The following is a 12,504-nucleotide window of genomic DNA, read 5'->3' as shown; positions in this document are numbered from 1 at the left end:
GCCGAAATGGTCGAAGAAGACGAAGGGGCCCACGGCGCGGCGGTCGGCAGCCGGCAGGAGGCGGCGGACCATGAAGCCGCCGCCCAGGTCCTTGGCGTGCGGCTGGAGAGTTTGCAACTGGGTCACGACCGGCTCCGGGGTGAGGGCGGCGAAGTGTAGGGGCCCCCCTAAAATCCCGGATTGCACTCTGGCCTTGCGCCCTCCCATGAGCCTCAAATGCGGCATCGTGGGCCTGCCGAACGTCGGCAAGTCCACCCTCTTCAACGCCCTCACCAAGGCCGGCATCGCGGCCGAGAACTACCCCTTCTGCACGATCGAGCCGAACGTGGGCATCGTCGAGCTGCCCGACGCACGGCTCGGGCAGCTGGCGGCGATCGCCAAGCCGGAGCGGGTGGTCCCGGCGATCGTCGAGTTCGTCGACATCGCCGGGCTGGTTGCCGGTGCGTCGAAGGGCGAAGGCCTGGGCAACCAGTTCCTGGCCCACATCCGCGAGACCGACGCGATCGTCAACGTGGTTCGCTGCTTCGACGACGAGAACGTGGTCCACGTCGCCGGCCGCATCGACCCGGTCTCCGACATCGAGGTAATCCAGACCGAGCTGTGCCTGGCCGACCTCGCCACCGTCGACAAGAGCCTGGCCCGCTACGTCAAAGTCGCCAAGAGCGGCAACGACAAGGAGGCCAAGCGCCTGGTCGAGGTTCTGGACAAGTGCCAGGCCGCGCTCAACGAGGTGCGCCCGGTCCGCTCGATCGCGTTCAGCAGGGAAGAGCTGGCGGTGCTGAAGCCGCTCTGCCTGATCACCGCCAAGCCGGCGATGTTCGTCGCCAACGTCGCCGAGAACGGCTTCGAAGGCAACCCCTACCTCGACCGGCTGCGCGAGGTCGCGGCGCGGCAGGCGGCCCCGGTCGTCGCCATCTGTGCCAAGACCGAGGCCGAGCTGGCCGACATGGACGAGGCGGACCGGCAGATGTTCCTGGCCGAGATGGGACAGACCGAATCCGGCCTCGCCCGCCTGATCCGCGCCGCCTTCGGGCTGCTCGGGCTGCAGACCTACTTCACCGCCGGCCCGAAGGAGGTGCGCGCCTGGACCGTGCCGATCGGCGCCACCGCGCCGCAGGCGGCCGGCGTCATCCACACCGACTTCGAGCGCGGCTTCATTCGCGCGCAGACGATCGCCTTCGCCGATTTCATCGCCCACGGCGGCGAGCACGGCGCCCGCGATGCCGGGCGGATGCGGGCCGAGGGCAAGGAATACGTCGTCAAGGACGGCGACGTGCTGAACTTCCTGTTCAACGTTTGACCTCCGGCCCGGCCGCCCGCGTTCATGTTGCCCGCGGCCGTTCCCGCCCTGCCCACCTCGCCGGGGCCACTGGCCGTCAGCCCGGAGCCGCTGCGCCACTGGCTGCACTGGGGCGTGCCGCTCGTCCTGACGGCGCTGGCCTATGCCGCGGTGGCGGCGCTCGTCGCGCTCGCCGTGGCGCTGCCCGCCGGCCATGCGTCTCCGCTCAACCCGGCCGCCGGCATCGCCCTGGCCAGCGTCCTGGTCTACGGGCGGCGGATGCTGCTGGGGGTCGCGGCAGGTTCGATGCTTGCCGGCGCCGCTGTCGCGGCGGGCGGCCCGGCCGAGCCGGCTCCGCTCCTGGTGCTGGCATCCCTGTCGCTCGGCGCGACCCTGCAGGCGGCGCTCGGCGCGGCCCTCGTCCGCCGCTTCGTGCGGCAGCCGCTCACCCTGACCTTGCCGGCCGAGGTGGCCGTCTTCGTGGCCGCCTGCAGTGCCAGCAGCCTCGTCGTGCCGAGCGTGGCGACCTGGGCGATGGTCTCGGCCGGCTCGGTGTTGCCCGGCGACGCGGGGAGCGCGTGGGCCACGTGCTGGATGGGCGAACTGGCCGGGCTCCTGATCGGCACGCCGATCATGCTGACCCTGATCGGCCGGCCGCGCTCGCAGTGGGCACCGCGCCGGCTCCCGGTCGGGCTGACGATGACGCTGGTCCTGGCCTTCCTCGTCCTAGGCCTCGCCGAGGCGAACCGCTGGAGCGGCGAGCGGCTTCGCTCCAGCTTCGACCATGAAGCGGCCAGCGCGTCGCTGATCCTCGCTGCGCAGCTGCAAGAGCCGCTGCGCGCGCTCGAGGCGCTGCACGGCATCTTCAGCGTCTCGCATGCACTGAGCCGCACCGACATGCGGGTGGCGACGCAGAGCTGGCTCAAGGGGGGTGCGGTGCGCAGCATGGGCTGGGGCGAGCGCGTCCGCCGCGAAGACGCGTCCCCCTTCGGCGTCGCTGCAGTGCGAGGCGCCGGCGACGCGCTGACGCTCCGCCACGTGGAGCCGGGCCCCGACGGCGCCCTGCCTCCGGGGACGACAGCCCTCTCCCTGCCAGGCGCCCGTGCCGCGATCGCGCTCGCCGTCGACAGCGGCCTCCCGGCGGCGACGGCGGGGTTCGCGCTGGCGGGCCGGGCACCGAATTCCGACCCGCGCCTTGGCGTCGCGCTCTACCAGTCTCTGTACGACGGCGAGCCGGTCCAGGCCGTCGATCGCCGTACCAGCCTGCGTGGCGTGGTCTTCGTGACGCTGTCCCTGGACGCCCAGCTGGAAAGCCTCGCCGGCAAGGTTCCGCCGTACCTGCACCTGTGCATCGTCGATCCGCAGGCGGAGCCGGCACTGCGCCGGCTTGCCGGCCGCCCGGGGTGCGAGGCCGACAAGCCGGCGCTGCTGCACGACCGCCCGCTGGTCTTTGCCGGCAGGCCGTGGGAGCTGCGCGTCTCGGCCCGCCGGCAAGAGATCCCGGACCTCTCCGATCCCGGCATCTGGTGGTTCTCGGTCGTCGGCCTGATCTCCGCGGCCATGCTCGGCGCCTCGCTCCTGATCACCACCGGGCGCACGCGCCGCATCGAGAACGCCGTCCGCGAGCGCACCGCCGCCCTGCGCGCCGAGGTCGGGGAGCGGCAGAGCGCGGAGGCGGCCCTGCGCGCCAGCGAGCAGCGCTTCCGCAACATCCTCGACAACGTGCCGATCGGCGTCGTCTACACCGACGTCGACGGCCGCCTCATCCAGGCCAATCCCCGCTTCTGCGAGCTGACGGGCTACAGCGAGGACGAGCTCGCGGCGCTCGGCCCGTCGGCCCTCGCCCACCCGGACGACGTCGAGGGCGACCTGGCGATGACGGCGCAGCTCGTCGCCGGGGAGATTCCCATGTACCGCCGCCACAGGCGCTTCGTGACCAAGGCGGGCGAGACCGTGTGGGTGCGCTCGAGCGTGTCGCTGCTGCGCGATGCGGACAACGAGCCGTGGCGCATCGTCGGCGTGTTCGAGGACATCACCGAGCACCTGCGCCTCGAGGCAGCCGAGCACGCCCGGGAGGCCGCCGAGGCCGCGAACCGCGCCAAGAGCGAGTTCCTGTCGCGCATGTCGCACGAGCTGCGCACGCCGCTGAACGCGATGCTGGGCTTCGCCCAGCTCCTCGAGATCGACCAGGCGCATCCCCTGGCGCCGTCGCAGCGCCCCTGGGTCGGGCAGATCCAGCAGGCGGGCTGGCACCTGCTCGACATGATCAACGACGTGCTCGACCTGTCGCGCATCGAGTCGGACAACATGCGCCTGGAGTCGGCGACGCTCGACCTGCCCGAGATCGTCCGCTCGACGACCGCCCTCGTCGCCAGCGATGCGACGCGCCGCGGCATCCGCATCAGCGAGGAACTGGCGCCCGGGACCGCCGCCGTCACCGGGGACCCGACGCGGGTCAAGCAGATCCTGACGAACCTGCTCAGCAACGCCGTCAAGTACAACGTCGACGGCGGGCGGGTCCATGTGACGAGCCGGCTCGGCGCCGCCGACTCGGTGGAGATCTCGGTCACCGACACCGGCATGGGCATGACGCCGGAGCAGATGGACGGCCTGTTCAAGCCCTTTAACCGCCTCGGCCGGGAGCGGACCGCCTTGCAGGGCACCGGCATCGGCCTGGTGATCAGCCGCCGGCTCGCCGAGCTGATGGGCGGCTCGATCCGGGTCAAGAGCGTGCCGGGGAACGGCTCTTCCTTCATCCTCAAGCTCAACCGCGCCCTCGATCCCGACACGGTACCGTCCTCGCTCGACGCCCTGGCGACGAGGCCGGCGGCCTACCATCGGCGCATCGTCCACTACGTCGAGGACAACGAGACCAACGTCGAGGTGATGCGCGGCATCCTGGCGCAGCGGGCGCAAGTCCGGCTGGAGGTGTCGGTGACCGGTCTCGACGCCCTGGCCACGGTCCGCCTGCGGGCGCCGCACCTGATCCTGCTCGACATGCACCTGCCGGACATCAGCGGCCTGGAGCTGCTGAGGCATCTGCGCGCCGATCCGGAAACGGCATCGATCCCGATCATCGCCGTCTCGGCCGACGCACGTCGCAGCGCATCGACGAGGCCCTGCAGGCCGGCGCCGTCCGCTACCTGACCAAGCCGGTCGATGTGACGGAGTTGCTGGCGGTGATCGACGACGTGCTGGATCCGATGGACACAGGGTTCAGCTGAGAGGCCGCAGGCGCGTTTATTGCCGCGTTTACCCTGATAGCCTGGACCGATAGCGCAGATTGGAGCAGGCTTAGCACTCCGATAGTCCGAGTGCTAATATTCGGGAACCGAAAGGGGCAAAGCCGTGTCTGATATCGCCATGAACCATCCCGCCTCTGCCGCCCTGGCCCTGCGTGATCCGTGGGCCATCGTTCCGTCGCTGGGCAACCTCGACGCCTACATCAGCGCCGTCAACCGGGTGCCTCTCCTGACCCAGGAGGAGGAGACCGACTTCGCCCGCCGCTTGCGCGCCGACGGCGACCTCGAGGCGGCCGGTCGCCTGGTCGTGTCGCACCTGCGCCTGGTCGTGTCGATTTCCAGGAAGTACCTGGGCTACGGCCTGCCGCACGGCGACCTGATCCAGGAAGGCAACGTCGGCCTGATGAAGGCGGTCAAGCGCTTCGACCCGGAACAGGGCGTTCGCCTGGTCAGCTACGCGATGCACTGGATCAAGGCGGAGATCCACGAGTACATCCTGAAGAACTGGCGGATGGTCAAGGTCGCGACGACCAAGGCCCAGCGCAAGCTGTTCTTCAACCTGCGCTCGATGAAGCAGAGCATGAAGGACGACGCTGACGACCACGACACGCACCGGGCCACCCTGACCCAGGCCGAGGTCGACACGCTGGCCCGGTCGCTGAACGTCAAGCGCGAGGAGGTCCTCGAGATGGAGACGCGCCTGTCCGGCGGCGATGTCGCGCTCGAGCCGCAGAACGACGACGGCGAGGAGAGCTACGCCCCGATCGCGTACCTGGCCGACGAAGCCTCCGAGCCGACCCGGGTCATGGAAGCGAAGGACCGCGACTGGCTCGCCGGCGATGGCATCGCCCTGGCCCTCGACTCGCTCGATGCGCGCAGCCGCCGCATCGTCGAGGAGCGTTGGCTCAAGGTCAACGACGACTCCTCGGGCGGGATGACCCTGCACGACCTGGCCGGCGAGTACGGCGTCAGCGCCGAGCGGATCCGCCAGATCGAGGTGGCGGCCATGAAGAAGATGCGCAAGGCGCTGACGGCCGCGTAGCGGCGGGCTGGCACCCAAACGGCCCCTGCGGGGGCCGTTTCAGCTTCTAGGCGGAGTCGAGGAGCTGCCTGAGGTCTGCGACCAGGCGTTGGGGGTCGCCGCCGTACGGCACGTAGAGCCGCACTCTCCCGGCCGGATCGAAGACGAACGACGCCGCGCTGTGGTCCATGGTGTAGCTGCCTGGCATCTTGCCTGCCGACTTGGCGAAGAACACCTTGAACTCCTTGGCGACGGCGGTCGTCTGCTCGGCCGTTCCGCGCAGGGCGGTGACGCCCGGGCCGAAGTTCGTGACGTAGGCGCGCAGGATCTCCGGGGTGTCGCGCTCCGGGTCGATGGTGATGAAGACCGTGTGCAGGCGATCGCCCTGCGCACCGAGTTCCTTGCGGACCCGCGCCATCTCGGCCAGCGTCGTCGGGCAGACGTCCGGACACTGCGTGTAGCCGAAGAAGACCACCGTCACCTTGCCGGCGAAGTCTGCCAGGGTGCGGGTGCGACCATCGATGTCGGGCAGTTCCAGGCTGCGGGCGAAGGTGGCGCCGGTGATGTCGGTCGAGTGGAAGGTCGGCTTGGCGCCCGGCCAGGCCAGCCTGTCGCAGCCTGCCAGGGCAGTGGTCGCCAGGGCGGCCAAGGCCATCCGGCGCCGGGTCAGGTGGAAAGCAGCGGCCATAGATAGTGGTCGGCCAGCAGGGCCGCGAAGAGCAGCGCCAGGTGGACGATGGAGAAGCGGAAAGTCTTGCGCGCCAGGGCGTCGGAGTAGCTGCGCCACAGGCGCCAGGCGTAGCCCGTGAACATCGCCCCGAGGACGAGCGCCGCGGCGAGGTAGATCGGCCCGCTCATGCCCTCGACGAACGGCAGCAGGGTCGCGGCGAAGAGGACGAGGGTGTAGAGAAGGACGTGCAGGCGGGTGAACTCCGACCCGTGCGTCACCGGCAGCATCGGCAGCCCGGCGCGGCGGTAGTCCTCGGCCCGGTACAGCGCCAGGGCCCAGAAATGCGGCGGCGTCCACAGGAAGATGATCAGGCAGAGGATGAGCGCTTCCGGCCCGACCTCGCCCCGGATGGCCGCCCAGCCGAGCACCGGTGGCATCGCCCCCGAGGCGCCGCCGATGACGATGTTCTGCGGCGTCATCGGCTTGAGGACGACGGTGTAGATCACGGCGTAGCCGATGAAGGTGGCCAGCGTCAGCCACAGGGTGAGCGGGTTGACGAGGAACCAGAGGATGGCGCCGCCGGCGGCGCAGAGGGCGGCCGAGAAGGCGAGCGCCTGGGCGCTGGTCAGCTCGCCGGTGGCGGTGGCGCGCCAGGACGTCCGCGCCATGCGCGCGTCGATGCGCTGCTCGACCAGGCAGTTGAACGCCGCTGCCGCGGCGGCGACGAGCCAGATCCCGGCCACGCCGGCGAGAACCAGCCGCCACGGCGGCAGGCCCGGCGTCGCCAGCAGCATGCCGATGGCGGCGCAGAAGACGATCAGCTGGACGACGCGCGGCTTCGTCAGCGCGTAGAACTGGCGCGCCTTCGACAGCGGCGAGGCGCTGGGCGTGACGACGGAGGCGAGCGTCTCGGACATGTCGGATTCTAGGAAGCGGCGGGCCGCACCCGCCCGGCCCAGGCTTCTGCCGGCGCGGCGGAGCGGCGCCCGCTGCGCACGAGCAGGATCGTCAGCGCGACCACCAGGGCCGCGCTGCCGGCGGTGTGCGCAACCGCCGCGACCAGCGGCCAGCCGAGAAGCACGTTCGACAGGCCGCTCGCGACCTGCCAGAGGCCGATGCCGACGAGCGCATGGCCCCAGGGCCGGAGCGCGCCGCCACGGCGATGCATCTTCCAGGCGAGCACCGCCATCGCGGCGAGCAGCACGGCCGCGCCGAGGCGATGCGCCATGTGGATCGCGGTCAGCGCCTGGAAAGGCAGGTAGCCGCCGTCCGCGCCGCCGCCGAGCGGCCGCTGGACGGCGAAGGCTGCGCCGAAGTCCATCGCCGGCCACCACGAACCCTGGCAGGTCGGGAAGTCCTGGCAGGCCAGGACGGCGTAGTTCGTGCTGACCCAGCCGCCGAGGCTGATCTGCATCAGGGCCAGCCCCGCCACCGTGAGCAGGCCGACGCGCAGGCCGGGCGAGGCGGGCACCGGCCGCGGTGCGTAGCTCTCCGCCTGGATGGAGAGCAGCGCCAGCAGCGCCAGCCCGCCGAGCAGGTGCAGAGTGACGATCGCCGGGTAGAGCCGCATGGTGACGGTGAGCGCGCCGAATGCGCCCTGCACGCAGACCCAGAACAGGGTCACCGCGGCCCAGGTCGCCGTCACGGCCGGGTCGCGCCGGGCGGCGCGCCAGGCCATCACGGCGAGAGTCAGGATGAGCAGGCCGATCGCCGTCGCCGAGTAGCGGTGGGCCATCTCGATCCAGGCCTTGCGGTGGGTGACGGCCCCGGTGGGCACCTCGGCCTCGGCCCGCGCGATGTGCTCGCTCGCCCCGATCGGGCTGGCGTGGCCGTAGCAGCCCGGCCAGTCGGGGCAGCCGAGTCCCGAGTCGCTCAGGCGGGTGAAGGCGCCGAGCAGGACCAGGTCGAAGCTGAGGAACAGCGTGAGCAGGGCCAGCGCGCGCAGGCGCGACCGCGGCCCGGTGCTGCGGTGGCGGCGCCAGAACCAGAGCAGCGGCACGAGGGCGAGCACGAGCCCGACGCCGACGACACCGAGCAGGGGCGTCAGGACGATGTCGGGACTCATCGGCCGGGCCGGTCCCAGCCGGACGAGGCGCGCAGCAGCTTGTCGAGGTCGCGCTTCAGCCGTGCCGGGTCGACGTCGGCGGGCGTGCGCAGCATCCAGCCGCCGCGCGGATCGACGAGGTAGAGGTGGTCCTCGAGCGCTCGTCCGGCGGCGGGCTCCAGCCAGCCGGCGAGCTCGGCCCGGCGGGTGCGCAGGGCCGTCGCCGGCGCGAAGGCGAAGCCGGTGCCGGAAGCGGCGCCGGTGGCAGCCAGCGTCTCGACCCGGGGCGTGCCGCCGTCGTCGATCAACCAGACCTTGTCGACCCGCTGCTTCTCGCGGCCGAGGCTCTCGTGCAGCTGGCGTTGCACCCACAGGTGCCGTTCGCAGGTCCGGTCGCAGGCGGCGCCAGCCACCACCACGAGCAGCCACTGGCCGCGCAGCGACTGCGGTTGCACCGGTCGCCCCTGCAGGTCGGCCAGCGGCAGGCCCGCCGGCAGGGGCCGGGGTGGGTCGACGAGATCGCTGTAGTTGGTGCGACCCTCCGGCCGGACCACGAAGAAGGCGAGGTACGACGCGACCACCGGGGCCGCGCAGACGATCAGGATCAGCAACATCCACAGACGGCCGCGAGCCGTCCGCTTCACCTGCGCATCGCCAGGCGACGGCAGCGAGTGGACGCTGAAGCTGACCAGCCCGGCCCCCTCAGGAGCGGCGGAAGCGCGGGCGGATGAATCGATGCCAGGCATAGAGGACGATGATGACGGCCGCGAGCGCGAACCATTGGAAGGCGTAGCCGTGGTGCTTGTGCACATCGGTGGCCGGCGCCGGCCAGTGCCGGAGAAGACCGTCGACGGCGCTGCCGGGGCCGTCCCGCTGCACGACGGAGACCGGCAGCAGGTTTAGGCCGGACTCGCGGGCGAACGATGGGATGTCGAGATTTTGCCGGATCGGCCCGCTCGCCGCCGCGGAGAACTCCAGCAGCCGCGGCAGCCGCGTGGCAACCGTGCCTTCCACGGTGACGCGCGCGGGCGGCGTCTGCACCTGCGGCAGGACCGTGCGGTCGACGAAGTTGCGCCGGAGCCAGCCGCGCTGGACCAGGACCGCCTTGCCGTCGTCGAGCAGCAGCGGCGTGACGACGATGAAGCCGGCCTGGCCGTCCATCGGCCGGTTGTCCAGGAACACGGTTCGCTCGGCGAGCCACCGGCCGCTCAGCGAGACCCGCCTGAAGTGCTGGGCCTCGCCGCGGGCAGGGTCGCGGGCCAGGCCGGCTGCGTCGAGGGGGGAGAGCCCGGCGCGGCTTTCGAGCGCCGACTGCTGGGCGAGCTTTTCCTCCGCCCGGTCGAGCTGCCACAGGCCGAGGCGCCCGGTCAGGGCGACGCCGGCAAGAGCCGCCAACATCACGACGAGCTCGCGGCGCATCGATAATCCTTCGTGATGAAGCTGCTGCTGGGCCTGGGTTTCGCCGTCATCCTCGGCGCACTGATCTCCGCAGGCGTACTGATGATCCGCGGCGGCCGCGACGGCGGCTCGAAGGGCGGCGGCATGATGCGGGCGCTGGCCGTGCGCATCGCCGTTTCGGTGCTCGTCTTCGCCTGCATCCTCGGCGCCTGGGCGCTGGGTTGGATCCAGCCCACCGGGATGCCGCTGTCGCGCTGAGCGGCGGCCGGCTCGATCCAGCGCCGCGGGCGCCGAGCGCGCCGCGCACGCCCCGCAGGGAACCTCAGAGCCAGTACACGACGATGTACAGGCCCAGCCAGACCACGTCGACGAAGTGCCAGTACCAGGCAGCGCCCTCGAAGCCGAAATGCCGCTCCGGCGTGAAATGGCCGCGCATGATGCGCAGGGTGATGAAGAGCAACATCAGCATGCCGACGAACACGTGGAAGCCGTGGAAGCCGGTCAGCATGAAGAACGTCGAACCGTAGATGCCGGAATTGAGCTTGAGGTTCAGGTCCCGGTACGCGTGCATGTATTCGTACGCCTGCAGGCCCAGGAACAGGACGCCGAGCAGCACCGTGATCCACATCCAGGCGATGGTCTTGACGCGGTGGCCCGCGATCAGCGCGTGGTGGGCGATCGTCAGCGTGACACCCGAGGTCAGCAGCAAGGCGGTGTTGATGGTCGGAATCGGCCACGGGCCCATGGTCGTGAAGGGCTCGACGATGCCCGCAGGCGACGCGGTGGCGCCAGCCACCGAACTCGGCCAGAAGGCCTTGAAGTCGGGCCACAGCACGGCGTTGTCCAGGCTGGCCAGGTTGGGAACAGCGTGCAAACGGGCCCAGTACAAAGCGCCGAAGAACGCGCCGAAGAACATCACTTCGGAGAAGATGAACCAACTCATGCTCCAGCGGTAGGAGACGTCGATGCGGTCGCTGTAGAGGCCGCCCTCGCTTTCCTTGATGGAGTCGCCGAACCACTGCTTGAGCACGAAGGCCCACCACAGCAGGCCGAACAGCACCAGGTAGGCGGCCCAGCCTTGGCCATTGATCCATTGACCCGCGCCGAAGATCACCATGAACAGGCCGATGGAGGCCATGACAGGGTGCCGCGAAGGTGCGGGAACAAAGTAATGAGGGGTTTGCCCCGAGTGCGTCGCTGCCGACATGTTTTCTCCTACGAATCGAATCTTCTTGAAATCTTGAAACTCAAAAACCGCTTCAGGTGGCCACGCCACTTGACAACACCCAGCGCACGATCAGCACCAGGCTTGCAATGAATACACCCACACCCATCAGCGCCGCGATGACCACGTGCACCGGGTTGAGCTGGGCCACGTCTTTTTCATGCTCGGTCGACTTGCGCACGCCGAAAAACGACCAACCCACCGCACGCAAGGTCTGACCGAACGAGCCCTTGCGCTGAACCGCGTCTTTCAGGCCTCCACCGCCTCCACCGCTCGCGTCGTTGCTCACAGGCGCGGCTCCTTGGCCGGAACCACCGCCAGCTTGCCGCCCACTTCAAAGAAGGTGTACGACAGCGTGATGGTCTTGACGTCCTTGGGCAACTTGGGGTCGATCACGAACACCACCGGCCACTGCTTGGCCTCGCCCGGCTGCAGCGTGTATTCGTTGAAGCAGAAACATTCGAGCTTGTTGAAGTACGTCGTGGCCTGCTTGGGCGCATAACTGGGGATGGCTTGTGCGGCCATGGTGCGGTTCTGGACGTTCTTGAACTCGTACATCACCGTCGTCAGCTCACCCGGGTGCACCTCGACATACCGTTTGGCGGGCTTGAACTCCCACGGGCCGCGGGCGTTGGCATCGAACTCGACGGTGATGGTGCGTGAACGATCAACCTGCGTGTTGGCCGGTGTGGCCTTCGAGTTGCCGGGCACCTGGCGCTCGGAGAGTGCCAGCACGTTGATGCCGAGCGCCTCGCAGATCTGCTCGTACATCGACACCAGCCCGTAGCTGAAGCCGAACATCAACCCCGCGACAACCGCCAGCTTGCCGAGCATGCGGCGGTTGTCACCCAGCAGTGCGCGCTCAGGTTTCATCACAGACCAAACAACACGGCACGTGCCAGGAAGCCGGCGAGAAAGATGAACGCCACCGAGGCCAGGATCAAACCCAGCCTGCGGTTGTTCTTCTTTTGCTCGGGCGTCATGGTCAGCAACTCAGTGCAAGGTTCAGCCGACGATCTTGTTGGCCGCGGCGTTCAGCTTGGGCGGCGTCTCGAAGGTGTGGAAAGGTGCCGGCGACGGCACTTCCCATTCCAGGCCTTCGGCGGCTTCCCACGGCTTCTGCGGCGCCTTCTCGCCCTTGCCCATCATGGCGGGCAACACGACGAAGAAGAAGAAGTACACCTGCATCAGACCGAAGCCGAACGCGCCGATGGAGGCCAGCATGTTGAAGTCGGCGAACTGCATCGGGTAGTCGGCATACCGGCGGGGCATGCCGGCCAGACCGAGGAAGTGCATCGGGAAGAAGGTCACGTTGAAGAAGATCAACGAGCCCCAGAAGTGAATCTTGCCGCGTGTCTCGTTGTACATCACGCCGGTCCACTTCGGGGCCCAGTAGTAGTAGCCGCCGAACATGCCGTACAGCGAGCCGGCCACCAGCACGTAGTGGAAATGCGCCACCACGTAATAGGTGTCCTGCAACTGAATATCGATCGGGGCAATGGCCAAAATCAAACCGGTAAATCCACCCATGGTGAACACAAAGATAAAGCCCACCGCAAACAGCATGGGGGTCTCAAAAGTCATGGAGCCCTGCCACATGGTGGCTATCCAGTTGAAAATCTTCA

General features: G+C 69.2%; 14 protein-coding genes and 1 pseudogene. 4 read left to right on the top strand and 11 right to left on the bottom strand.

The window, feature by feature from the left end; genetic code table 11:
• Nucleotides 1–126, bottom strand: a pseudogene (locus AC30N0_RS12260) (pirin family protein); the annotation flags it as partial.
• 79 nt (nucleotides 127–205) lie between these two features.
• Between AC30N0_RS12260 and ychF the strand changes: the two are divergent.
• The 3 genes from ychF to rpoH all read left to right on the top strand — a co-directional run bounded on the left by ychF (nucleotide 206) and on the right by rpoH (nucleotide 5,563).
• Nucleotides 206–1,300: a redox-regulated ATPase YchF gene (ychF, locus tag AC30N0_RS12255; RefSeq protein ID WP_489518191.1), complete on the top strand. Its 1,095-nt coding sequence runs from the start codon at nucleotides 206–208 to the stop codon at nucleotides 1,298–1,300.
• 24 nt (nucleotides 1,301–1,324) lie between these two features.
• On the top strand, nucleotides 1,325–4,426 hold the full coding sequence (locus tag AC30N0_RS12250) for an ATP-binding protein (RefSeq protein ID WP_489518190.1): 3,102 nt from the start codon (nucleotides 1,325–1,327) through the stop codon (nucleotides 4,424–4,426).
• Between the two features lie 216 nt (nucleotides 4,427–4,642).
• Entirely contained in the window at nucleotides 4,643–5,563 is a 921-nt protein-coding gene (gene rpoH / locus AC30N0_RS12245; protein ID WP_489518189.1) for an RNA polymerase sigma factor RpoH, read from the top strand.
• Between the two features lie 46 nt (nucleotides 5,564–5,609).
• Here the strand turns inward: rpoH and AC30N0_RS12240 are convergent, their stop codons facing one another.
• From AC30N0_RS12240 to AC30N0_RS12220, 5 genes are all read right to left on the bottom strand, one after another.
• On the bottom strand, nucleotides 5,610–6,230 hold the full coding sequence (locus tag AC30N0_RS12240; protein WP_489518188.1) for an SCO family protein: 621 nt from the start codon (nucleotides 6,228–6,230) through the stop codon (nucleotides 5,610–5,612).
• The gene (gene cyoE, locus AC30N0_RS12235; protein WP_489518187.1) at nucleotides 6,209–7,129 is read right to left on the bottom strand and encodes a heme o synthase; all 921 of its coding nucleotides are present in this window, start codon (nucleotides 7,127–7,129) and stop codon (nucleotides 6,209–6,211) included. Before cyoE ends, AC30N0_RS12240 begins: the two co-directional genes overlap by 22 nt.
• Nucleotides 7,130–7,137: 8 nt before the next feature.
• Nucleotides 7,138–8,277, bottom strand: a complete 1,140-nt coding sequence (locus AC30N0_RS12230) for a COX15/CtaA family protein (RefSeq protein WP_489518186.1) — start codon at nucleotides 8,275–8,277, stop codon at nucleotides 7,138–7,140.
• Complete coding sequence (locus AC30N0_RS12225) at nucleotides 8,274–8,870, bottom strand: hypothetical protein (protein WP_489518185.1); 597 nt, start codon at nucleotides 8,868–8,870, stop codon at nucleotides 8,274–8,276. The genes AC30N0_RS12230 and AC30N0_RS12225 overlap by 4 nt, the downstream gene beginning before the upstream one ends.
• A gap of 88 nt (nucleotides 8,871–8,958) precedes the next feature.
• Nucleotides 8,959–9,675, bottom strand: coding sequence for an SURF1 family protein (locus AC30N0_RS12220; protein ID WP_489518184.1), 717 nt, complete (start codon nucleotides 9,673–9,675; stop codon nucleotides 8,959–8,961).
• Between the two features lie 15 nt (nucleotides 9,676–9,690).
• Here AC30N0_RS12220 and AC30N0_RS12215 point away from each other — a divergent pair, with 15 nt between their 5' ends.
• On the top strand, nucleotides 9,691–9,912 hold the full coding sequence (locus AC30N0_RS12215; protein ID WP_489518183.1) for a DUF2909 family protein: 222 nt from the start codon (nucleotides 9,691–9,693) through the stop codon (nucleotides 9,910–9,912).
• Between the two features lie 64 nt (nucleotides 9,913–9,976).
• Here AC30N0_RS12215 and AC30N0_RS12210 read toward each other — a convergent pair whose 3' ends face one another.
• The 5 genes from AC30N0_RS12210 to AC30N0_RS12190 all read right to left on the bottom strand — a co-directional run.
• On the bottom strand, nucleotides 9,977–10,861 hold the full coding sequence (locus AC30N0_RS12210) for a cytochrome c oxidase subunit 3 (RefSeq protein WP_489518182.1): 885 nt from the start codon (nucleotides 10,859–10,861) through the stop codon (nucleotides 9,977–9,979).
• A 52-nt stretch (nucleotides 10,862–10,913) separates the two neighbouring features.
• Nucleotides 10,914–11,168 carry a DUF2970 domain-containing protein gene (locus AC30N0_RS12205; protein ID WP_489518181.1) on the bottom strand — a complete coding sequence of 85 codons (255 nt, stop codon included), beginning with the start codon at nucleotides 11,166–11,168 and terminating at the stop codon, nucleotides 10,914–10,916.
• Nucleotides 11,165–11,752, bottom strand: coding sequence for a cytochrome c oxidase assembly protein (locus AC30N0_RS12200; protein WP_489518180.1), 588 nt, complete (start codon nucleotides 11,750–11,752; stop codon nucleotides 11,165–11,167). Before AC30N0_RS12200 ends, AC30N0_RS12205 begins: the two co-directional genes overlap by 4 nt.
• Complete coding sequence (locus AC30N0_RS12195) at nucleotides 11,752–11,862, bottom strand: cytochrome oxidase small assembly protein (protein ID WP_489518179.1); 111 nt, start codon at nucleotides 11,860–11,862, stop codon at nucleotides 11,752–11,754. The genes AC30N0_RS12200 and AC30N0_RS12195 overlap by 1 nt, the downstream gene beginning before the upstream one ends.
• Before the next feature lie 22 nt (nucleotides 11,863–11,884).
• Nucleotides 11,885–12,504, bottom strand: a 620-nt coding sequence (locus AC30N0_RS12190; protein WP_489518178.1) for a cbb3-type cytochrome c oxidase subunit I, incomplete at its 5' end; no start/stop codon positions are given.

It is taken from the genome of Rhizobacter sp. (assembly GCF_031412495.1).
Taxonomy (GTDB): Bacteria; Pseudomonadota; Gammaproteobacteria; order Burkholderiales; family Burkholderiaceae_C; genus Schlegelella_A.
Note: the sequence above shows the minus strand (reverse complement) of the source record. Positions and strands in the feature narration are given on the sequence as shown.

Bases quoted from the DNA above. Each gene is read 5' to 3' on its own strand.
- AC30N0_RS12250 (WP_489518190.1), top strand. From the start codon at position 1,325: ATGTTGCCCGCGGCCGTTCCCGCCCTGCCCACCTCGCCGGGGCCACTG.
- AC30N0_RS12210 (WP_489518182.1), bottom strand. From the start codon at position 10,861: ATGTCGGCAGCGACGCACTCGGGGCAAACCCCTCATTACTTTGTTCCC.
- rpoH (WP_489518189.1), top strand. From the start codon at position 4,643: ATGAACCATCCCGCCTCTGCCGCCCTGGCCCTGCGTGATCCGTGGGCC.
- AC30N0_RS12230 (WP_489518186.1), bottom strand. From the start codon at position 8,277: ATGAGTCCCGACATCGTCCTGACGCCCCTGCTCGGTGTCGTCGGCGTC.
- ychF (WP_489518191.1), top strand. From the start codon at position 206: ATGAGCCTCAAATGCGGCATCGTGGGCCTGCCGAACGTCGGCAAGTCC.
- cyoE (WP_489518187.1), bottom strand. From the start codon at position 7,129: ATGTCCGAGACGCTCGCCTCCGTCGTCACGCCCAGCGCCTCGCCGCTG.
- AC30N0_RS12200 (WP_489518180.1), bottom strand. From the start codon at position 11,752: ATGAAACCTGAGCGCGCACTGCTGGGTGACAACCGCCGCATGCTCGGC.
- AC30N0_RS12225 (WP_489518185.1), bottom strand. From the start codon at position 8,870: ATGTTGCTGATCCTGATCGTCTGCGCGGCCCCGGTGGTCGCGTCGTAC.
- AC30N0_RS12220 (WP_489518184.1), bottom strand. From the start codon at position 9,675: ATGCGCCGCGAGCTCGTCGTGATGTTGGCGGCTCTTGCCGGCGTCGCC.
- AC30N0_RS12195 (WP_489518179.1), bottom strand. From the start codon at position 11,862: ATGACGCCCGAGCAAAAGAAGAACAACCGCAGGCTGGGTTTGATCCTG.
- AC30N0_RS12215 (WP_489518183.1), top strand. From the start codon at position 9,691: ATGAAGCTGCTGCTGGGCCTGGGTTTCGCCGTCATCCTCGGCGCACTG.
- AC30N0_RS12240 (WP_489518188.1), bottom strand. From the start codon at position 6,230: ATGGCCGCTGCTTTCCACCTGACCCGGCGCCGGATGGCCTTGGCCGCC.